Consider the following 20,294-nt stretch of genomic DNA (forward strand, 5'->3'; position numbering starts at 1 on the left):
GCGCTTGGTCCTGTGGGGCTCCAGGGGCTTCCGTTGTTCACGGGACTCCTGGGGCGCACGGGGGCGCCAACCGCTGTTCCGAGCCACATGGAGGGCCGCTCACGGGCTGATTGTTGGCCGGGCTCTGCCCTGCCCTGCCGTTCCCGGGCGCCTAGCATTCGACCACCCCCGCCCACACCGGCAGGGAGCCCCGGAACGACGCATGACATGTACATGATAGTTCAACCGTTGCCGGTTGGACCACCCCTGTGGCGCAGTGAAGCACTGGATGGGAGAAATCATGAGAGTCCCCCTGCTCGTGGGCGGAGCGGTCGCCGCTCTGTTCGCCTCGGCCCTGCCGACACAGGCGACACCGTCGTCGATCGTCGACCCGCCCCCGGACCGGATCGTCATCGACATCGCCACGGTGAACGGCTCCGGCTGCCCCCTGGGCACCGCGGCCATCGCCGTCTCCGAGGACAACACCGCCTTCACCGTCACCTACAGCGAGTACCTGGCCCAGGTGGGCGGCGGCTCCGCCCCGACGGCGGCCCGCAGGAACTGTCAGCTCAACCTTCTGGTGCATGTGCCCCAGGGGTTCACCTACGCGATCGCCAGCGCCGACTACCGGGGCTACGCGTCGCTCCAGCCGGGCGCGAGCAGTACCGAGAAGGCCTCGTACTACTTCCAGGGCTCACCGAACACCGCGTCCCGGACCCACACCTTCCAAGGGCCGTACGAGGACAACTGGCAGGCCACGGACAACACCGACTGGGCGCAGCTCGTGTGGGCACCCTGCGGCGTGCAGCGGAACTTCAACATCAACACCGAACTCCGGGTGAACGCCGGCACGTCGAACCCGGCCAAGACCAGCTACATGACCATGGACTCGACCGACGGTGACATCAGCACCGTCTATCACCTCGCGTGGAAGGAGTGCCCCGCGAACTGACACGGCGCCACCCCGGCCGGGCCCCCCGTCCCGGCCGGGGACACCCCGCCCCCGAGGAGTGCTCAAGGCTCTTGACGGACACTTAACTTACTTCTTAAATCATGGAGGCGACAAAGGAGTTGAGTGTTCACGCGCCGCGGCCGGGCCACCCTGCGACCGGCATGTCTGTCATGCGCATGACATTCCACTCACCTGTCGCCCTCCGCCCCGGCAGGGCCGGATGTGCCCCTCCCCCACCCGCATCCGACGGAAGAGAGAGCCATGCACTCCTCCCGACCACCTCGCCGCCCCCTGCGGAAGGCCCTGTCCGCCCTGGCGGGCGCCGCCCTGTTGCTCGGCCTCGCCGGCACCGCCCCCACGTCCGCCGTCGACGACGCCACGCGCGCGGTGCCCGCCGCCGAGGCCGCCGCCGTCACCTTCGCCGAGGAGTTCGACGGGCCCGCGGGCTCAGCCGTGAACGGCGGCCGCTGGCAGCTCGAGACCGGTGACAACGTCAACAACCACGAGCGGCAGTACTACACGGCCGGCACCGCCAACGCCGCGCTCGACGGCCAGGGCCATCTCGTGATCACGGCTCGCCGCGAGAACCCCGGCAACTACACCTGCTGGTACGGCCGGTGCGAGTACACCTCGGCCCGGCTGAACACCGCCGGCCGCTTCACCGCCCAGTACGGCCGGGTCGAGGCACGGATGAAGGTGCCCCGCGGTCAGGGCATGTGGCCGGCGTTCTGGATGCTCGGGAACGACCTCGGTCAGGTCGGCTGGCCGAACTCGGGCGAGATCGACGTCATGGAGAACGTGGGCTTCGAACCCTCCACCGTCCACGGCACCCTCCACGGTCCGGGCTACTCCGGCGCGGGCGGCATCGGCGCCGGCTACACGCTCCCCGGCGGACAGGCTTTCGCCGACGCGTTCCACACCTTCGCCGTGGACTGGGCCCCCGACCGGATCACCTGGTCGGTGGACGGGACCGTGTACCAGACCCGTACGCCCGCCGATCTGGGCGGCCGCGCCTGGGTCTTCAACAAGCCCTTCTTCCTCATCCTGAACCTCGCGGTCGGCGGCTACTGGCCCGGCGACCCGGACGGCTCCACCGTCTTCCCGCAGCAACTCGTCGTGGACCACGTCCGGGTCACGACCGGCGACGGCCCGGCCACCGGCGGCCGGATCACCGGGCTCGGCGGCAAGTGCGTGGACGTCGCCGGCGCGAACGAGGCCAACGGCACTCCGGTGCAGCTCTACGACTGCAACGCCACCGCGGCGCAGCAGTGGACGGTCGGCACGGACGGCACGATCCGGGCCCTGGGCAAGTGCCTCGACGCGGCCTCGGGCGGCACGGCGGACGGCACTCTCGTCCAGCTGTGGGAGTGCAACGGCACGGCGGCCCAGCGCTGGATCGCCAACGCGGCCCGGGACATCGTCAACCCCCAGGCCAACAAGTGCCTGGACGCCACCGGCAACAGCTCCGCCAACGGCACACGCCTCCAACTGTGGACCTGCTCCGGAGCGGCGAACCAGAAGTGGACGGTCGGCTGAGTCCGGGACGTCCGACAGCGGAGTGACCCCCGCGCGAGCGGGGGTCACTCCGCGTTGCCCCTCATCAGACCCGGCCGTCGCGTGACTGTCACTCCGGATCGTTCCGGATGCCTCGACCGGCCCTCCCCCCTCTACCGTGTCGGCGGCGCCCGCCAGAGCCACCAGTCCGGAGCCCGGGGGAGCAACGATGTCGTCGACCACCACCACCGCACGCCGCACCGCCACCGTGCTCAGGCCTCAGGAGCGCACGGTGCTCTCCGCGGTCGGCTGCGGGATGCGGGACCACGAGATCGCCGCCGCCCTCGCCATCCCCGAGGACGCCGTGGCCGGACACCTCGCGCGGATACTGGTGAAGCTCGGGCTGCGCGACCGGGCCGCCGCCATCGTCCACGCCTTCGACTGCGGCCTGGTCGTCCCCGGACGCGGACCCCGCACGCAGCCGGTGAGCCACGCCCCGCGCTCCGCCGCTCGGGCGGGCGGACCGACGGTACGGATCTCCGTGCTCGGCCCGGTGCAGGCGTGGCACGACGGGCGGTCCCTGGATCTCGGGCACCCCCGCCAGCAGGCGGTACTGGCGACGCTGGCGCTCTGCGCGGGACGGCCCCTCAGCCGGCAGGAACTGCTCGACGACGTATGGGGGATGGAGCCGCCGGCCGCCAACGTGGTGCCCGTGTACGTCTACCGATTACGCAAGATCCTGCGCATCGGGGACAGCCCGGACTCGGTCATCGAGCATGCCCGGCAGGGCTACCGGCTGGTCCCCGGGGCAGTCGAGGTGGACGTGGCGCGGATGGAGGAACTGGTCACCGCCGTAGGGACGGCAGATCGCGCGGGCGAAGCCGCCGAAGCGGTCCGCCTGTGTGCGCAGGCGCTGGAGCTGTTTCGAGGGGAGCCGCTGGCCGGTCTGCCCGGGCCGCTCGCGGAGCTGGAACGCCTGCGGCTCACCGAGCGCAGGATCGCCCTGCTGCAGCGGAAGCTGGAGTGGCAGCTGCGGCTGGGCCAGGATTCGGAGGCGATCGACGAGCTGTTCGCCCTGTCCGTGGCCAACCCGCTGAACGAGCCGGTGGCCGCGATGCTGATGCGGGCGCTGTACCGCAACGGCCGGCAGGCCGACGCGCTGACCGTGTTCGACCGCGCCCGCCGCAGCCTGGCCGACGAACTGGGCGTATCCCCCAGCCGGATGCTGCGGCGGACGCACGCGATGATTCTGCGCGGTGACGAAGCCGGCCTCGGCCTCACTCCCCCGGCCGGCCGCACCGCCTGCCCGTGATCACCAGGAGGCGGGATACCAGGCGCCGTTGTACCACTGCTCGTTGGCGCTGTCGTTGTGGTGGTCCATGTTGAAGTCGTTGGGGTAGTTCCTGACGTGGTTGCCCGGGTAGGTCCAGATGCCGGCGGACTCGTCGCAGACGTAGTCCCAGTGGCAGATCGTCTTGACCGGGATGTCGCCGAAGAACCTGTCGGCGCCGGCGAGCGGAGCGCCGACGATTCCACCGAAGGGAACGGATCCGCCGTTGGCGCCGGGATTGCCCTGACGCTTCGGGTCCGCGATGAGAATGGCATTGACGTTGTCGAACGTCTGCCAGTTCTCGGTGACCCAGATGTGCACCACCGCCGCGCCCAGGGAATACCCGCCCATCTTGACGTGCTGGCCCGGGCACGCGGCACGTTGGTCACGGACCAGCCGGTTCAGTTCATTGACGCCGGCCCGGGCGCTCGCACCGTTGGGAATCTGCGTGGGGTATCCGACGTGCTGCTGAATGTTGCCGGTGAAGCCGTCGTTGTTCCACGAACTTCCCGTACCACCGACGACGATCGTGTACGTGCCCTCGCACGGAGCCGTCGCCGCTGCTTGCGCCGTGGAGCCCTGGGCCACCGAAAGCCCGGCTGTCATCAGAAGTCCGGCCAGCGCGGCCGTGATCCTCTTTGCTCGCATTTCGATCCTCCATGTGGTCGGCCTACGGAGGACGACATTGGCAGAGGCCGATGACATCCCGATGAAACGCGTACGGGGCCCATTCCATCGGCATTTCATCGGTGCCTTCTACTGTCGGCCGGCGAATACCGGAGTTCACGACAGAAGGGCACACGATGGAAAGAACTGGCTTGTACCGGGTGCTCACCAGACTGGCCTTGGTGGCCGGTATCTGGGCGTTGGTCGTCGGAATGACCGCCTCGTTCGCCGTCGCCCAACCCGACCCCGGTCCGCGCCCGGGTGACGACCGGTACGGCGTCTCCCACTATTTCAGCGGCCCCGAAGGTCTGGCGATTCCGACCGAGCCGTGTGATCCGGCGGGTCCGTCGGCCACCGACGGCCTCATGGCCGCACAGCTCAACCCTCAGCTGCAGGCGCGGATGGCCGGCTATCTGACGGCCTACAAGATGTCCTGCGCGCGGATGGTCACCCAGGCGGTGAAGGACCGGGGGCTCAACCCACGAGCCGCGGCGATCGCCCTTGCCACGATCATCGTGGAGACCAACATGAACAACTACTCCCAGGCCGTCGACCACACCAGCATCGGCCTGTTCCAGCAGCAGGACTGGTGGGGCAGCCGGGAACAGCGGCTGAACCCGGCCTATGCCACCAACGCCTTCCTCGACGCGATGGAGGAGCAGTTCCAGGGCGGCTCCTGGAACAACACCGCGATCGGCGAGGTGTGCTGGAAGGTTCAGCGGCCGCGGGAGGACCTGCGCCACCTGTACGGGCTCGAGGCGGGCGACGCCGTGCTCATCGCCAACGCGCTGTGGTCCGGGATGAGCGCCGGCCCCAAGCACCCGTACGCCGCCGGCCGAGTGGTGTCCGGGCGGTCCGCGGACGGGCGGCTCGAGGCCTTCGCCGCTGGTGCCGACGGCGTGTACCACTCGTGGCAGACCGAGGTGAACGGCGGCTGGTCGCAGTGGCGGTTCGCGGGTGGTCCGCGCAATGCTCAGCTGGCGGTGGCGTCCAACGCGGACGGCCGGCTGGAGCTGTTCGCGCTGTCGGACAGCACCTTCGACCACATGTGGCAGACGGCGCCCAGTGCGGGCTGGTCCGCCTGGGAGAACTTCGGCACAGGAGGGTCCCGGCTGGCAGCCGGCAACAACGCCGACGGCCGTATCGAGGTGTTCGCGTCCAATGCCAACGGCGTGTTCCACCGCTGGCAGACCGCGCCGAGCGGCGGTTGGGCCCCCTGGGTCGGCACGGGTGGTGGCCCGGCCGACGCGCGACTCGCCGTCGAGACCGCACCCGACGGACGACTGGAGGTGTTCGCGTTGTCGGACGCGACGTTCGGGCACCTCTACCAGACCGCCGTCAACGGGGGTTGGTCGTCGTGGGAGCACTTCGGTGAGGGAGGGCACGCCGTCACCGCCAGCTACAACCAGGACGGCAGGCTCGAGGTGTTCGCCTCCAACGCGGAGGGGGTGTTCCACCGCTGGCAGACCAGCCCCACCTCGTGGTCGGAGTGGACGGGCACCGGCGGGACACCCAACGCCGAGCTGGTCACCTCGCGGTCGGTCGACGGCCGGGTCGAGGTGTTCGCGATCAACGCCACCACCGCGACCCACGCCTGGCAGACGGGCCCGAACGCGGCGTTCTCGCAGTGGGAGACGTTCGGTACCGGTGGCAGCGCGATCGGTGCGAGCAACAACGCCGACGGTCGTATCGAGGTGTTCGGTACCAGTCAGGCCGGCGTCTACCACCGGTGGCAGACCGGGTTCGCCAGCTGGTCGCAGTGGGGCTGGCTGAACGATTCCGGCCCCGCGGTCACCTGACACGTCCCGCCTGCCCGCCGTCGTCCCGGGGCCGCGTCAGCGGCCGGGACGACGGCGGGTTTCTCGTCAGGAGGCGAAGTGCCGTTCCAGCCGGGGAATCAGGTCCCGCAGGTCCTCTTCCCAGCAGCCGGCGTTGTGTCCGCCGTTGCACTGGGTGCCCCAGCCGGAACCGTCGCCGTAGTTCACGAAGTGGTACGACATGCCCAGGGCGTCCATGGCGTTCTTGACGTGCTTGGCCGCACCCTCGAGCCAGAACTCCAGGTCACCGGGAGATCCGCCCCCGTTGCCCACATAGACCGAGACCCCGACTCCGCCGCCCTTGAGCCTGTCCATGTGCTGCGACGGATCGACCTCGTTCCACCGCCAGTCGGCGTTGAACACCGGGTAGGGCGAGCCGAACGCGGCGTCACTGTCCACGGAGGGCTCGTAGGCCACGAGGGAGGCGACGACGGCCAGTCGCAGGTCCATGGACCGGACCGACAGATCGATGTCGCCGGACAGGGAAGCGGTCTGGCTGAACAGGTCGGGACGGACCTGGGCGTAGTGAAGGGCTCCGAACCCGCCCATGGAGATGCCGGCGACGGCCCTCGCCTTCTTGGCGGCGATGGTCCGCAGGTTCGCGTCGATGAACGGGATCACCTGCTTGAGGTGGAAGTTCTCCCAGTTCTGGGCACCGGCCTTGGTCTTCTGGTTCAGCCAGTTGGCATACCAGCCCCGAGCACCGCCGTCCGGGATGACGGTGATCATCCGGTCCGACATGCTCAGCGCCGGATAGGTCTGCTGGACCGGGTCGTCGGGTGACCCGTGCAGGAAGTACATCACCGGGTACCGCCGGCCCGGGTCGTCGTAGTAGCCGCTCGGCAGAATGATTTTGATGTGCTGCTCACCGGCGACCTCGGGCGTGGTCACGGTGAGGTAGAAGTTGGTGGCGTTGCCTGTCGCCGTGCCGACCTGGGTCAGGCCGAACCCGTTCGCCATCGGTGGGGGCGCGGTGTCGTCCGCGGCCTGTGCCGAACCCGCCGGCATGAGCGTGACCAAGGCCAAGGTGGCGAATATCCAGGCCACCACCATGCGCCAGCCATTCGGTGTCCTTCTCACGGGGCTCCCTCTCGTGATCGTTGTCGTTGCGTCGATGTCAGTCGAGGACCCTGACCACCAGGGCCGGCGAGGCCGCGATCTGATCCTCGGTGAAGCGCTCGGTCACCCACTGGCCGGCCGAGAAGAGCTTGGTCTGATCGGCGTAGTGCGGCGAGTTCGGGTCGGCCGACTGGGAGTAGGTCATGACGGAGAGCGCCTGCGGCGGGCCGTCGGCGGTGAACCGGACCTGCTGGATGAAGCTCGATCCGAAGACGACGTCCGGCTTTCCGTCGACCTGGCCGGCAGTGATCACGTTGAGGACGCCGAGTTCGCCGATCGCGCCGTGGATCGGGATCTGCTCACCACCGCGGGTGACCTTCTGGTGGTCCGACAGCGGCGCGTTCAGCGCGATGCCCGCCTTGCGCAGCGCGAGAACGGCCCGGGCCAGCGCGTCGCGGACGGCGGAGCTCCCGGGATCCAGCGAATTGGGCGTGTGCACCGGGTCCTTGGGGTCGAAGGGAACGCGCCAGGGGAGTTTCTCGATCCCCTGTCCTCCGAGGAGGGAGAACCAGTAGTTCGCGAAGAGCAGCGACCCGCGGCTCTCCGCCGTGTAGTCGTGGTCCTTCCAGGCGGCGAGGATCGGACATGCCTCGCTCACGTTGACCAGGTTGCCGTCCACCAGGACGAGCCCGAAGGGGACGCTCCTGCACATCGCCACGGTGGTGTTGAGAGCCAGGTCGGCCGCCCTGCTGTTGTCGGCGAACAGCAACTTCCCCATGGTCTCCGGAGTGAAGCCCCTGCCCGGCAGGCCGTCGGTTCCGTTGATCCGCTTCTGCGCGGTCAGGATGAGTTCCTGGGTACGCAGGGAGCGGGGCGCCCCCATGTCGCCCATCACCCGGGGGAACGCCAGCGGCTGCTCGGGGTTGGCCAGCCAGGCGCTGTCGTTGGCGTTGCCCACGAAGTCGTCCCGGATCAGGCGTGGCTGCTTGTGCGGGTCCAGTAGTCCCGGTGCGACCGCGTTCGGGTCGTCGGGCCAGTCGCACGCGCTGCGCTTGCCGTCGAGGATGGAGATCGGCGGCACGTTCGGCAGCCGTAGGGGCTGGTTGAACAGCAGTTGCCCGGTCATGGTGAGGCACGACTGCGCGTGCGCGTCGGTGATGTTCGGGGCGGCCTGGATGTCCGCGTACAGCGCCTTGCCCTTGCGGTCGGAGGCGACGGTGTTGAAGAAGGGGACGCCCTGCGTGGTCTCCAGGATGTTCACCACGTCGTCGACGTCCTTGGCCTGGTCGAGGCGGAACCAGGTGTTCAACGCCCGCAGGTTGTTCATGTTCACGTCGCGTACCGCGTGCGCGCTGACCGCCCAGGGCAACGGGATGCCCTGCATCGATGTGGTGATCGGGCCGTAGCGGGTGGACCACAACGTCCTGGTGACCTTGCCGATGGAGCCGTCCGCGTTCAGCACGTCGACACCGACCTGCTGCGAGGTCATCTGCTCCCAGGCGCCGTCGACCAGGTACTTCGTGGGGTTGAGCGGGTCCACCTGGACGTCGAACAGCCCGAAGGGAGCCACCGTGGCGACGGTGTGGCTCCAGGCGACATCGTTGTTGTACCCGATGTTCACCGCGGGGAGCCCCAGCAGGCTGGCCCCGGAGACGTCGAGCTTTCCGGGGATCGTCAGCTGGCTCTGCCACATCCGGTTCTTGCCCTGCCACGGAAAGTGCGGGTTGGCCAGGAGCATGCTGGTGCCTCCGGAGACGCCCTGCGAGCCGACCGCCAACGCGTTGCTGCCCATGCTCTGCCGACGGCTCACCGCCATCGCGTCACGGATCTTCGCCGCGGTCTCCTTGGGCGTGGGCGCCGGCCGCGCGGCGCCCGACGCCCCCGGGGGCGTGGCGTTCACCTGACCGTCCAGCAGCGCGTCGGCGCTGCCCATGATGATCTCGGCATGCGTGTGCCGGTAGACGTCCAGTTCCGTGATCGGCCGCACCCAGGCCGCACCGCGGCAGGCCGGGTCGGAGATGTTGTTCACGCCCGTCTCGGACAGGTACCTGTTGTATCCCTGGACGTAGCCGCGGATGGCCTCTTCGACCTCCGGTGCGGGCCCGTCGGGGGCGGGCTTTTCGAGCAGCCGCTCCACCACCCGGTTGTCCTTGATCCGCTGGAAGTACAGGTCGCTGTTGAGGTTGGTGGTGCTGTTCTGGTTCTGGCCGGGGCTCGCCTTGCCGGCGGGCCCCAGATGGCGGGACCGCTGGGCGTTGACCATCAGATAGGTGTCGGCCAGGGTGCAGATGTTGTCCTTGGCCGCCGCGTATCCGTAGCCCGTTCCCAGCCCCTCCCAGTCCGAGGCGACGATGTGCGGGATGCCGTACTCGGTGTAGCGGATCGTCGGCTTGTCGGGCCCCGGGCCGGCAACCGCCGACCCCGTGGCCACCGGCCCCTCGGCGGCTGATCCGCCGGCAGCCGACCCCGTCTCGGCCGATCCGGTGGCCGTCACCCCCGTGGCGGCCATCGTGCTCATCACCGCGACCGCGGCCGCGACCGCCACCGGCAGCCTCGCTCTGAATCTCCTCCGTGCCATCGAGCCGTCCTTCCCCTGGGTACCGGTTCTCGTCCGAACGCGGTCACGCTAAGGAGGGGCGATGAAATACCGATGATGCCGCGGACAGCAGCCGCGGCCGGCTACGGCAGCCGCGGCCCCCGGCCGGGCCGCTGCCCCCTAGCCGACGCGCTTCCGCCTGTCACTCCGTACTCTTCCGGGGTCTCCCGGCCCGATGGCGTTGCTACGTTCCCTACCGCCCGTTCGCACGACCCGGTCGACGGACCGCGCCCTCGGAGGAGCTTCCTGTGCTTCCTGGTCTTTCCCGCCGCGCACTGGCCTGTGTGCTCGCGGCGACAGCCGCCCTGCTGCTGCCGGCTCTGGCGCCTGCGCCTCCGGCCGCGGCCCGGCCCGCCGCTCCCACCGCGGCCTGTCCGGCCGCCGGCTTCGTCTCGCAGCACTTCCACGACGGTCACAACGGCGTCGACATCGCCAACAGTGTCGGGACGCCGATCTACGCCGTGGGCGACGGCGAGGTGACCATCTCGGGGTACGAGCCCGGCTACGGCCAGTGGATCCGCGTGCAGCACCCCGACGGCAGGATCTCCGAGTACGGGCACATGTCCCGGCGGGACGTCTTCGCCGGCGACCGTGTCGTGGCCGGCCAGCAGATCGCCCTGATGGGCTCCGAGGGGCAGTCCACCGGCCCTCACCTCCATCTGCGGATCTGGGGGGACCGGTCCACCTCCTACGGCATCGACCCCGAGGTCCACCTCGCCGAGCGCGGCGTCGTGCTGCCCTGCACCCCGGGCAGCGGACCGCGGCCCACACCGCACGTGTACCCGGCGGAGTCCGGCCGGGTCGTGTCGGCGCGGTCGGCGGACGGACGCCTCGAAGTGTTCGCGGCCGGAGCCGACGGCATCCATCACGCCTGGCAGCAGGAGGTCAACGGCAACTGGTCGGCCTGGGAACCCCTCGGCGGACCCGGCGGCGCGGAACTCGCCGTCGCGCCCAACGCCGACGGCCGCCTGGAGCTGTTCGCCCTCAACGGGAACACCTTCCAGCACCGTTGGCAGCAGAGCCCGTCCGGCGGCTGGTCGAACTGGCAGACCTTCGGCGAGGGCGGCCGGGACACCGCGGCCGGGGTCAACGCCGACGGCCGTATCGAGGTCTACGCGTCCGGGCCGGTCGGGCTCTTCCACCGGTACCAGACCGGCCCGAACGGCGGCTGGTCGGAGTGGGAGCCCACCGGCGGCGGCCCCGCCGACAGCCGCGTGGAGATGGAGAAGTCGGCCGACGGGCGGCTGGAGGTGTTCGCCCTGAACGACAGCACCTTCCAGCACCGCTACCAGACCGCGCCCAACGGCGGCTGGTCCTCATGGGACGCCTTCGGCGAGGGCGGCCACGACCTGACCGTCGACCACAACGCCGACGGCCGCCTGGAAGTCTTCGCCTCCGGCCCGGTCGGCGTCTTCCACCGGTACCAGACCGGCCCCGCCGGCTGGTCCCGCTGGGAACCCACCGGCGGCCCGGCCGACTCACAGCTCACCAGCGAACGCACCCCCGACGGCCGCGTCGAAGTCTTCGCGATGAACGGCACCACCGCCATGCACACCTGGCAGACCGCCGTGAACGCCCCCTACGGCGACTGGGCCCCCTTCGGCACCGGCGGCACCGAGGTCACCGCCGCCACCAACGCCGACGGCCGCATCGAGGTCTTCGGCACCAACCCGGCCGGCACCTTCCACCGGTGGCAGACCGGCTTCTCCACGTGGTCCGGCTGGACCTGGCTCAACGACACCGCCGGCCCCGGCCTCGACTGACCCGCCCCCTCTGGAGGGACTCGTGCTTCCGATCAGCAGACGGAGCCTGTTGCACGGCGTGGCCGGGGCCGGCGTGCTCCCGTTCCTGGGCATCGGCCCGGCCGCCACCGCGGCCTCCGAGGACACGCCGTCCCCCAGGTGGGTCGGCGCGGGACCCTTCACCTACGTCCACGACCCGTCGACCTCCAACGGCCCGCGCTATCTCAACGATCACACGTTGGTCCACGCACGGGGCCGCTGGCACCTGTTCGGCATCGTCGGGGACAGCGCACCGCGCGGCGAGTCCCCGGACAGCTCGGCGGAGATCTCCTTCGCCCACGCCTCGGCCCCGAGCCCGCACGGGCCGTGGACCAGCCACGCCGACGCCCTCACCGTCGACCCGTCCTACTTCGGCGAGGAACACCTGTGGGCGCCGCACGTCGTCGAAGCCGACGGCAGGTTCTGGATGTTCTACGCCGCGGGCGGCGAGCGTGGTGCCGCGATCAACCTCGCCACGTCGACCGACCTGTTCACCTGGACCCGCGCACCGTCCGGCCCGTTGTTCCGGGGGCTCGCGGCACGTGACCCGATGGTGCTGCGGGTCGGCGGCGAGTGGGTCATGTACTACACGGAGCTCTCGGATGTGGGCGGCCACCATGTCGTGGCGTACCGCCGTTCCGCCGATCTGCTGCGCTGGAGCGAGCCGGGCGTCGCGTTCACCGACGCGAGCACGGACGCGACCGTCTCGGTCACCGAGTCGCCGTACGTCGTCCAACGGGACGGCTGGTACTACCTGTTCATCGGTCCGCGCAACGGATACGAGGGCACCGACGTCCTGGCGTCGCGGGACCCGTTCCGCTTCGAACTCGCGGGGTACGCGGGCCATGTGCCCGGTCACGCCGTCGAGGTGGTGGCCGACGGGGAGCGGTGGTACGTCAGCGCCGCGGGCTGGTTCCGCAACGGGCTGTACGTGGCACCCCTGTACTGGCGGGACTCGCCGGCACCATGGCAGAGCCCCGACAACCCGGTGGCCGGCCTCGATGTGCACGGCCGTCTCACGGTGTTCGCGCTCGACGCCGCCGACCGCTCGATGCTGCGGCGCGTCCAGCTCGACCCGTACACCGACGCCTGGTCGGAGTGGGAGACGTTCGGCGGGCCGGCCGGTGCGGTGCCCACACTGGGCCGCGACACCGACGGCAGGCTCGAGGTGTTCTCGATCGCCCCGGGCGGCGTCCACCTGAACCACCGCGTACAGCGGCCGGACGGCGGGTGGCACGACTGGACGGGGTTCGGGGGGCCGGCCGGCGCCGCCCCTGCCGTCGCCCGCGCCGCGGACGGCCGTCTGGAGGTCTTCGCGCCGAGCCCGGGCGGCGCCTCCGTCGCGCGGCGATGGCAAAGGGCACCCGGCTCTCTGGCCTGGGACCCGTGGGAGCCGGGGTTCGGTGGGGCGGCGGGCGCGCCACCCGTGGTCGCGGCGAATGCCGACGGACGGCTGGAGGCGTTCGTCCTCTCGCCCGGCGGCTCGGGGATCGTCCACCGCTGGCAGGAAGCTGCCGACGGCCCCTGGACCGCGGCATGGCACCCGTTCGGCACTGCGGCCGGTGCCGCGCCCCGGGTGGCCGTGGACGGCAGCGGCCGGCTCGGCGTCGCCGCGATCGGACCGTCGGGTGTGGGGACCTTCGTCCGGCGGCAGACCGTGCCGAGCGGCGGCTGGGACGAGTGGCTGCCGCTGTTCGGCTGGAGCGCCGGCGCTCCGGCGTTCGCCGCCAACGCCGACGGCCGTCTGGAGGCGTTCTCCCTCTCGCCGGGCGGCGCCCGGCTCAGCCACCGCTGGCAGGTCGCTCCGGGCGGGACCTGGGCTCCCGGCGGAGAGTTCGGCGAGCCCGGCATCAGGCTCGTCGCCACACCCACGGCCGCGCTCGACCCCGCCGGGCGGCTGCACGTCTTCGCCGTCACCGTCGCGGGCGGGATACGGACCCGCGTCCAGGACAGGCCGAACGGCGGTTGGCGGCCGTGGACGGCCTTCGGCGACCGCGCGGTCGCGCCCCTCGTGTCAGGCAGCCCCGCGTGCTGAGCGGAGAGTACGGATCGCGCCACGTGAATGAGGGAATCCGCCCTCCGTACGCACCGTGAACCTCCCCGGAACCCTCCGCGTACGGTGACCTTCCCCACCTTGTGCGGCCGGAGCGAGGCATGCGCACTCCGCGCGGCCGTTGCCGGTCTTCCGCGCCCGACCTCCGCGGCGGCAGCCGTCTCCCCCACGCCTCGGCGTGGCAACTGCGCCTGAACAGCCCGACGGAGGCCCCCGGGACGTAACGAGGGAGGACTCTTGCTGACCGTGTCGCGAAGCGCCGCGGGGAGAGCACGTGGGGAGCTTCCCCGTACCGCGGCGGCCGGCGGCCCTCCCCCGCGCTGCCGGTCGGGGCGAGGTGGCCAAAGTACGACGGTGAACTCCCGTGATGGATGAGTATCGTTCGGCTCGTCCGACGCGTACGGCCGGGGGAACGGGGGGAACGGTGAGCGGCGTAGTCGTCCATCTGCCGCGGGGGAGCGGTGGCGGCGCCGACGGCGGCGAACCGCGTGGTGACGCGGTGACGTTACGGCTCGGTCCCGGCGAGGTCGCCCGCTTCGGACGGGGCTCCGCCACGGTCCCCGTCGAGCTGTGCCTGGCCGACCCGGCGATCTCGCGGCTCGCCGGGGAGATCCGCGTGACCCACGACCACTGGCAGCTGACGAACTACAGCGGCAGCCACAGCTACCTGGTGGAGAACCCGGAGGGAGCAGGGGAATACCTGAGGATCCAGCCGCGACGGGTCGGGGCGCCCATCCCGTTCGAGTTCTCCCGTGTGGTCCTGCCCACCCGCGGTGACGCCACGGTCTCCTTCCAGGTGTTCGCCCCCGACCACGTCTATCTGGACCCGGAGGCCATGGACGTCCCCTGGGGGAACAGCACGGTCACCGCGTACTCCCTGGACGAGACGGCGACGTACTTCGTCGTCCTCGTCGCGCTCTGCGAACCGCGCCTGCGCGACCAGTCCCGCGTGGCGGTGCCCACGACTCCCCAGATCGTCGAGCGTTTGAGGGAGCACGCCACCTGCGGCACGCTGACGGCGCGGGCGGTCAGCTCGCACATCGACTACCTCGCCGAAGAGAAGCTGCGCATCGGCGTCGCGGACGCCCGTGAACCCGGCAAGGGCGACCGACGCAACGGCAAGCGGGAGGAGATCGTCGGGCTCGCCCTGCGTTTCGGGCTCGTACGTGAGGAGCACCTCGCGCTGCTGCCGCCCCTGACGGCGGCCGGCGGGCGGGAGCGGCAGGCCGCACCATGACCTCGCCGTACGGCCTGGGCGGCAGCACGGGAGGCGACCGGACGGACGTGCTCCCGCCGGGTCATCGGGTGGGGGGCTGGGTGGTCTCCCGGCTGATCGGATCCGGGGGCTGGTCCACGGTCTACGCGGCGCGGCGTGCCGAGGGGCGCCCGGACCACACCGGCGGGGAATCCGCCGCGGCCCGGCCTTCGGACCCGACCGAGGTCGCGCTCAAGATCATGCCGACCGACGGGCTCGCGCCGCGGCAGGCGCGAAGGATCATGGAATCCGCCCGCCGCGAGGTCGAACTCGGCAGCCGGGTCGGGCATCCCAGGCTGATCGGCCTCCTGGAGTCGTTCGTCCTCGCGGCACCCGACCGGCCCTCCCTGGACGGCGCGATCGTGCTGGTCATGGAACGGGCCGTCGGCAGTCTGCGGGAACTGCTCGACGCGGGGGTGCCCGAGGCCGAGCGCGGCCCCCTGATCGCGGGAATCTGCGAGGGGCTCGCCCATCTCCACCGCTCGGGCTGGGTCCACGCGGATCTCAAGCCGGAGAACGTCCTGCTGGGCCGGGACCGCTCCGTGAAGCTCTCGGACTTCGGCCTCGCCACCGAGCTGACGGGGACGCACGGGTACGTGCCTCCCATGGGCACCCTGGACTATCTGCCGCCCGAGCGCTGGAGGGCGCCCCTCGGTGAACTCGGCGTGCGCATCCGGCCGACGGCCGACATCTGGGCCCTGGGGATCGTCATCCACGAGGTGTTCTCTTCGGGCGGCTCACCGTTCTCCGGCGCCACACCCGTCGCGCGGGGCGCCGCGGTCCAGGAGTACGGCGAGGGGCGTGCCCCGCTGCGCATGGACCACGCGGTGCCGCCGTTCTGGCGTGCCCTGGCGGCCGACTGCCTCGCCCCGACCCACGCGGCCCGCGCGCCGCACACCGCCGACAGCCTGCTGGCCCGCATCGCCGCCCATCAGGAGCGGCCCGGGCCGGGGGCGGGCCGGCAGCGGGGCCGGGCCCGCGCCGCCGTCCTCGCCACCGCGCTGTGCGGGATCGCCGCCGCGACCCTGTGCTCGGACTCGGTGCGCACGGCCTCGTCCACACCGTCCGTCCGCGCGGGCGCGACGGCCGGCACGGTGCGGGTGTTCAACGCGGAACGGAGTTGCCGGGAGCGGGCCGACCGGGACCCTGGGTGCAGTCTGGGCCTGGCGATCGATCCCGTGAAGCCGTACACGGCGGACAATGTCGTACCGACCAGGGTGTGGCACGGCGACGTCCTCGCCGCCGACTGCCAGTTGCCCGACGGGCAGCCCATCGTCGACGAGGAATCCCTGTGGTCCACCCGCTGGTTCCGCGTCCGGCTCCCACCCGGCTCCGCTCCCCCGGCGGCCTGGCTCCCGGCCGTACGCACCAAGGAACGGCCTGCCCTCCCGGAGTGCCGGCCTCCCACGGCGGTGCGCTGAAAGACCTCGCACGACCCGCCCCACCGGGCGCGGGATGATGGAGGTGGAACGACGGAACACGAGGTCAGGAGTCTCATGGCGAAGCGGGTTCACCAGCCCCGTGAGGACGCGGAGTTCGAATTCATCCTCAGGATGAGCGGGGTCCCGGTCCTCGCGTACTTCATCGGGACATGGCCCAAGGCCATCGAGCCCTGCCGGACGATGGACCTCGTCGTGGGTGGCATCGCCGACGAGTACGCGGGCCGCCTGACGGCCGTCAGGACCGACATCTCGCGCTGTCCGGCGGCGACCGAGCGGTACGGGATCACCGGAGCCCCGTCCTGCGTCCTGCTGAAGGAGGGCGAGGCGGTGGCACACGGCGCGGGGATCCTGACCACCGCCGAGCTCCGGGAGTTCCTGGAAGGCCACCTCTGAGGTGCCCCGTCTCCTGGTGCGCGGGGCACCTTGGGGGCGCTGGATTGACCCATGATTCTGCACCTCCAATGCACCCTGCTGCCGGTCTTTCCGGGATCTAGATTGAGTGGTGTCGCCGGGAACACCGGTCGGCGGAACTGCTGAGACCCAGGAGCGACCATGACGTTCACCCGTGCTTCGCAGCCCGTCCTCGTCCGTGCCGGCGAGGCCGAGACGCTGCAGGACGGAGCCACCAGCCTGATCACGCTGCTGGCCGACGCGAACGCCACCGGCGGTGCGCTGACCGCCAACCGCGCGACGCTGCGGAAGGGCTCTCCCGGTGCTCCGGCGCACTTCCACACCCGGGCCACCGAGATGTTCTACGTGCTCGACGGATCCATGCGGGTCCTGCTCGACGACCAGGTCCTCACGCTCGGCCGCGGTGACTTCCTGACCGTCCCGCCCACCGTCCCGCACGCCTTCGCGCCGTCCCCGGACAGCGAGGCCGAGATGCTCGTCGTCTTCACGCCGGGGATGGACCGTTTCGACTACTACCGGCTGCTGGAGCGGGTGTACCGGGGCGAGGCGTCGGTGCAGGACATCCGGGACAGCTCCGAGCAGTACGACAACCACTACTTCGAGAGCCCCGTCTGGCAGCAGGAACTCGCCCGCCGCTGAAGTCCCCGGCCCTGCGTCCCGGTCGCGACCCGGGTGAGGGCGTGGGTTCACCGAGCGGGCGGCAGGATCCGGCAGAGCGCTTCGAGAGCGGCGGCGTACGCGTGGTCGGGCGGGGTCGCGTAGCCGACGACCAGCCCGTCGAAGAGTGCCGTCCCGGTGGCGGGGTGCCGGAAGCCGGCCAGGCCGTCGAGCGCGAGGCCGAGAGAGCCGGCGGCCGTCACGGTGGAGGCCTCGGTGCCCGGCGGCAACCGCAGTACCGCGTGCAACCCTGCGGCGATCCCCGTGACTTCGATGTGCGGCGCGTGCGCGGCGAGCGCGGCGACCAGGCGGTTCCGGCGGTCACGGTAGCGCTGACGCATCTGCCGGATGTGCCGGTCGTAGGCACCGGAGGTGATCAGGTCCGCGAAGGTGAGCTGGTCCACCACGCCGGTCCAGCGCTCGCGCAGGCCCTTCACCTCGAGGACGGGACCGACCAGACGCTCCGGCAGCACCATCCAGCCCAGCCGCAGCGCGGGCGACACGCTCTTGCTCGCCGACCCGACGTACAGCACGTGGTCGGGGTCAAGCGCCTGGACCGCGCCGACCGGTTCGCGGTCGTACCGGAACTCCCCGTCGTAGTCGTCCTCGATCACCACACCGCTCCGCGCACGCGCCCAGTCGACCGCCGCATTGCGCCGCGCCGGACCGAGCGGCCCGCCGACAGGGAACTGGTGGGCGGGGGTGAGCAGCACCGACCGCACGCCGCGGTGCCCGTCCAGCTCCTCCGTTCTCGTGCCGTGCTCGTCCAGGCCGAGCGGCACCGTCCGTACGCCCTCGGCCGTCAGCAGGGCGAGGTGGAAGGCCAGGCCGTACGCCTCGACGGCGAGCGTTCCGCGCAGCACTCCGCCGCCGAACAGCAGCCTCAGCGCGTCGGAGAAACCCGAGCAGATCACGACGCGCTCCGGGTCGGTCCGCACGCCCCGCACGCGGGCCAGGTACTCCGCGAGCGCGGTGCGCAGCTCGATCCTGCCCTGTGGGTCGCCCGGCCCGAACGCGTCGTGCGGGGCGGCGGTGAGCGCCCGGCGGGTGGAGGTGGACCAGGCGTTCCTCGGAAACGACGAGGCGTCCGGCTGACCCTGCGTCAAATCGTGTACGGGGGCGGCGAACCCCGGGTGCGGTCTCTTCGGCACGCGCACCGCCCTGGCCGGCGCGGCGCGCTCCGCGACCCGGGTGCCCGAACCCTGCCGTGCGGTCAGCCAGCCTTCGGCGACCAGCTCCGCGTACGCGTCGGCGACCGTGTTCCGCGCAAGGCCGAGGTCGACCGCGAGCGACCGGTAGGGCGGCAGCCGGACCCCGGCGGGCAGCCGCCCTTCCTGGATCGCCTCCCGCAGAGCCCGCGCGAGGGCGGCCCGGCGCGAACCCGTCCCGGCCAGTTCGAGGTGCAGGTCGGCGCCCAGGCGTTCGGCCAGATCGGCCCAGGATTCCGCCACTTGTCCGACCTCTCCCATCGTCCGAGGCGCCGCCCTTTCCGGAAGCGAGCGCCGAAACCGTCCGAGCACGTGACTGTTGATCAGTGCGCGGGTCCGCCCAGGACCAGCGCGTTCAGGGTGACAGAGGCAGAAGGCCGCTCAGCCGCCGCTGGACGAGCGTGTCCGGAGCCGCGGGAGGACGAACAGCCGATGCCTGGGGGCGTCCGGCTGATCGAGTCGGCGCACCAGCAACTCCAGGGCAGAGGCGCCGACTTCGTGCTTCGCGGGGGCGATCGCGCTCAGCGGGATGTCGGCCAGCCCCGCCACCTCGTCGTCGTACGCCACGATCGCGACGTCGCCGGGAACCTGGACCGACCGCGCGCGCAACCGCCTCAGGAGGGCGAGCGCCTCGTTGTCGGGATGGGCGATGACGGCGTCGACGCGGCCTTCCGCGGCGGCGTCGAGCAACTGCTCGACCAGACCTTCGCGTTCCGGACTCCCCGCGTCGGCGATGTCCATGACGGATGCGGAACGGGCGTCGAGCCCGGCCGCGCGCACACCGGCCTCGAACCCCTCGATGATCCACTGAGCGGTCGGGCTCGTCCCGCGTACGAGCAGCACGAGGCGACGCCGGCCCGCCTCGACGAGATGCCGCACGGCCAGGCGTGCTCCATGGACGTGGTCGGACACGACATGGTCGATCCCGGCCACCTCGTCCGCCTCGGGGCGGCGCTCCACGATCACGACCGGAACGGGCAGTTCCTCGTACCAGCCGCGTGGCCCCGACGGGACCACCAGCAGCCCGTCGACTCCGTCTCCGATCATCCGCTCGGCCTGCGCGCGCTCCTCGTCCGCGTCGTATCCCGAGATGTCGAGCACCAGCCGGACGTTCCTGGCCGCGGCGGCTTCGCGCGCACCCTTGATCACCTCGGGGTAGTAGTAGTCGGCGGACGGCACGATCAGGCCGATGACGCGCTCCCTGCCACGGGACGGAGTGGCGGGGGCCGTCTCGGAGGTGGCCGTCTCCGCCCAGGTCTCGGGGAGCATGGCGCCGCCGTGCACCCGGGCGACCAGGCCACGGTCCGCGAGGATCTCCACGTCACGGCGGACGGTGACAGGGGAAACGCCCAACTCGGCCGCGAAGTCGCTGACTCGTAGCGAGCCCTCCTCCCGCAGCCTGCGCAGGATCGCCTGGTGCCTGTGTTCCGCGTGCACTGCCACGCTCCCCTCCGACGACGCCCCAGTTCACGTGCAGTGTAGCGAGCGATGGATCGTTTCTGTCTGTTTACTTTCGAACGGACAATGAGTGGCTGTTCCTGTCCAAACCGTTGCTGTCTTGTGTTTCTGCGTGTTAGAAACCCCACGCTTACGA

The 20,294-nt window shown here is 71.1% G+C and carries 15 protein-coding genes; 10 read left to right on the forward strand and 5 right to left on the reverse strand.

Annotation, left to right across the window (positions count from 1 at the left end; genetic code table 11):
* Positions 1 to 280 precede the first annotated feature (280 nt).
* The 3 genes from ACFY8U_RS01915 to ACFY8U_RS01925 all read left to right on the forward strand — a co-directional run bounded on the left by ACFY8U_RS01915 (position 281) and on the right by ACFY8U_RS01925 (position 3,737).
* Positions 281 to 931: a DUF4360 domain-containing protein gene (locus tag ACFY8U_RS01915; protein ID WP_389564348.1), complete on the forward strand. Its 651-nt coding sequence runs from the start codon at positions 281 to 283 to the stop codon at positions 929 to 931.
* Positions 932 to 1,192: 261 nt separating this feature from the next.
* Complete coding sequence (locus ACFY8U_RS01920) at positions 1,193 to 2,467, forward strand: ricin-type beta-trefoil lectin domain protein (protein WP_389564350.1); 1,275 nt, start codon at positions 1,193 to 1,195, stop codon at positions 2,465 to 2,467.
* A 187-nt stretch (positions 2,468 to 2,654) separates the two neighbouring features.
* Positions 2,655 to 3,737 (forward strand): BTAD domain-containing putative transcriptional regulator, encoded by a 1,083-nt coding sequence (locus tag ACFY8U_RS01925; protein WP_389564353.1) that lies wholly within the window; start codon positions 2,655 to 2,657, stop codon positions 3,735 to 3,737.
* Here ACFY8U_RS01925 and ACFY8U_RS01930 read toward each other — a convergent pair whose 3' ends face one another.
* Positions 3,738 to 4,403 (reverse strand): cutinase family protein, encoded by a 666-nt coding sequence (locus tag ACFY8U_RS01930; RefSeq protein ID WP_361431455.1) that lies wholly within the window; start codon positions 4,401 to 4,403, stop codon positions 3,738 to 3,740. It abuts the gene before it with no gap.
* A gap of 155 nt (positions 4,404 to 4,558) precedes the next feature.
* Between ACFY8U_RS01930 and ACFY8U_RS01935 the strand changes: the two genes are divergently transcribed.
* Positions 4,559 to 6,220 carry a peptidase M23 gene (locus ACFY8U_RS01935; RefSeq protein ID WP_389564357.1) on the forward strand — a complete coding sequence of 554 codons (1,662 nt, stop codon included), beginning with the start codon at positions 4,559 to 4,561 and terminating at the stop codon, positions 6,218 to 6,220.
* Positions 6,221 to 6,286: 66 nt separating this feature from the next.
* Here ACFY8U_RS01935 and ACFY8U_RS01940 read toward each other — a convergent pair whose 3' ends face one another.
* Together ACFY8U_RS01940 and ACFY8U_RS01945 are read right to left on the reverse strand one after the other, a co-directional pair.
* Positions 6,287 to 7,318, reverse strand: a complete 1,032-nt coding sequence (locus ACFY8U_RS01940; RefSeq protein ID WP_389564360.1) for an alpha/beta hydrolase — start codon at positions 7,316 to 7,318, stop codon at positions 6,287 to 6,289.
* A 37-nt stretch (positions 7,319 to 7,355) separates the two neighbouring features.
* Positions 7,356 to 9,875, reverse strand: a complete 2,520-nt coding sequence (locus ACFY8U_RS01945) for a penicillin acylase family protein (protein ID WP_389564363.1) — start codon at positions 9,873 to 9,875, stop codon at positions 7,356 to 7,358.
* A 266-nt stretch (positions 9,876 to 10,141) separates the two neighbouring features.
* Between ACFY8U_RS01945 and ACFY8U_RS01950 the strand changes: the two genes are divergently transcribed.
* From ACFY8U_RS01950 to ACFY8U_RS01975, 6 genes are all read left to right on the forward strand, one after another.
* Positions 10,142 to 11,656 (forward strand): peptidoglycan DD-metalloendopeptidase family protein, encoded by a 1,515-nt coding sequence (locus ACFY8U_RS01950; RefSeq protein WP_389564365.1) that lies wholly within the window; start codon positions 10,142 to 10,144, stop codon positions 11,654 to 11,656.
* Between the two features lie 22 nt (positions 11,657 to 11,678).
* On the forward strand, positions 11,679 to 13,709 hold the full coding sequence (locus tag ACFY8U_RS01955) for a family 43 glycosylhydrolase (RefSeq protein ID WP_389564367.1): 2,031 nt from the start codon (positions 11,679 to 11,681) through the stop codon (positions 13,707 to 13,709).
* Positions 13,710 to 14,151: 442 nt separating this feature from the next.
* Positions 14,152 to 14,964: a serine/threonine protein kinase gene (locus ACFY8U_RS01960; protein WP_361596121.1), complete on the forward strand. Its 813-nt coding sequence runs from the start codon at positions 14,152 to 14,154 to the stop codon at positions 14,962 to 14,964.
* Complete coding sequence (locus ACFY8U_RS01965; protein WP_389564370.1) at positions 14,961 to 16,403, forward strand: serine/threonine-protein kinase; 1,443 nt, start codon at positions 14,961 to 14,963, stop codon at positions 16,401 to 16,403. The genes ACFY8U_RS01960 and ACFY8U_RS01965 overlap by 4 nt, the downstream gene beginning before the upstream one ends.
* Before the next feature lie 75 nt (positions 16,404 to 16,478).
* Positions 16,479 to 16,817, forward strand: coding sequence for a thioredoxin family protein (locus ACFY8U_RS01970; RefSeq protein ID WP_389564373.1), 339 nt, complete (start codon positions 16,479 to 16,481; stop codon positions 16,815 to 16,817).
* A 159-nt stretch (positions 16,818 to 16,976) separates the two neighbouring features.
* Entirely contained in the window at positions 16,977 to 17,474 is a 498-nt protein-coding gene (locus tag ACFY8U_RS01975; protein ID WP_389564375.1) for a cupin domain-containing protein, read from the forward strand.
* Positions 17,475 to 17,521: 47 nt separating this feature from the next.
* Here the strand turns inward: ACFY8U_RS01975 and ACFY8U_RS01980 are convergent, their stop codons facing one another.
* Both ACFY8U_RS01980 and ACFY8U_RS01985 read right to left on the reverse strand, forming a co-directional pair.
* Positions 17,522 to 18,943, reverse strand: a complete 1,422-nt coding sequence (locus ACFY8U_RS01980; RefSeq protein ID WP_389564378.1) for a PLP-dependent aminotransferase family protein — start codon at positions 18,941 to 18,943, stop codon at positions 17,522 to 17,524.
* A gap of 138 nt (positions 18,944 to 19,081) precedes the next feature.
* Positions 19,082 to 20,143 carry a LacI family DNA-binding transcriptional regulator gene (locus tag ACFY8U_RS01985; RefSeq protein WP_389564381.1) on the reverse strand — a complete coding sequence of 354 codons (1,062 nt, stop codon included), beginning with the start codon at positions 20,141 to 20,143 and terminating at the stop codon, positions 19,082 to 19,084.
* Positions 20,144 to 20,294: the final 151 nt, after the last annotated feature.

Origin of the sequence: Streptomyces sp. NPDC012508 (assembly GCF_042902595.1) — a bacterium.
Lineage (GTDB): Bacteria > Actinomycetota > Actinomycetes > Streptomycetales > Streptomycetaceae > Streptomyces.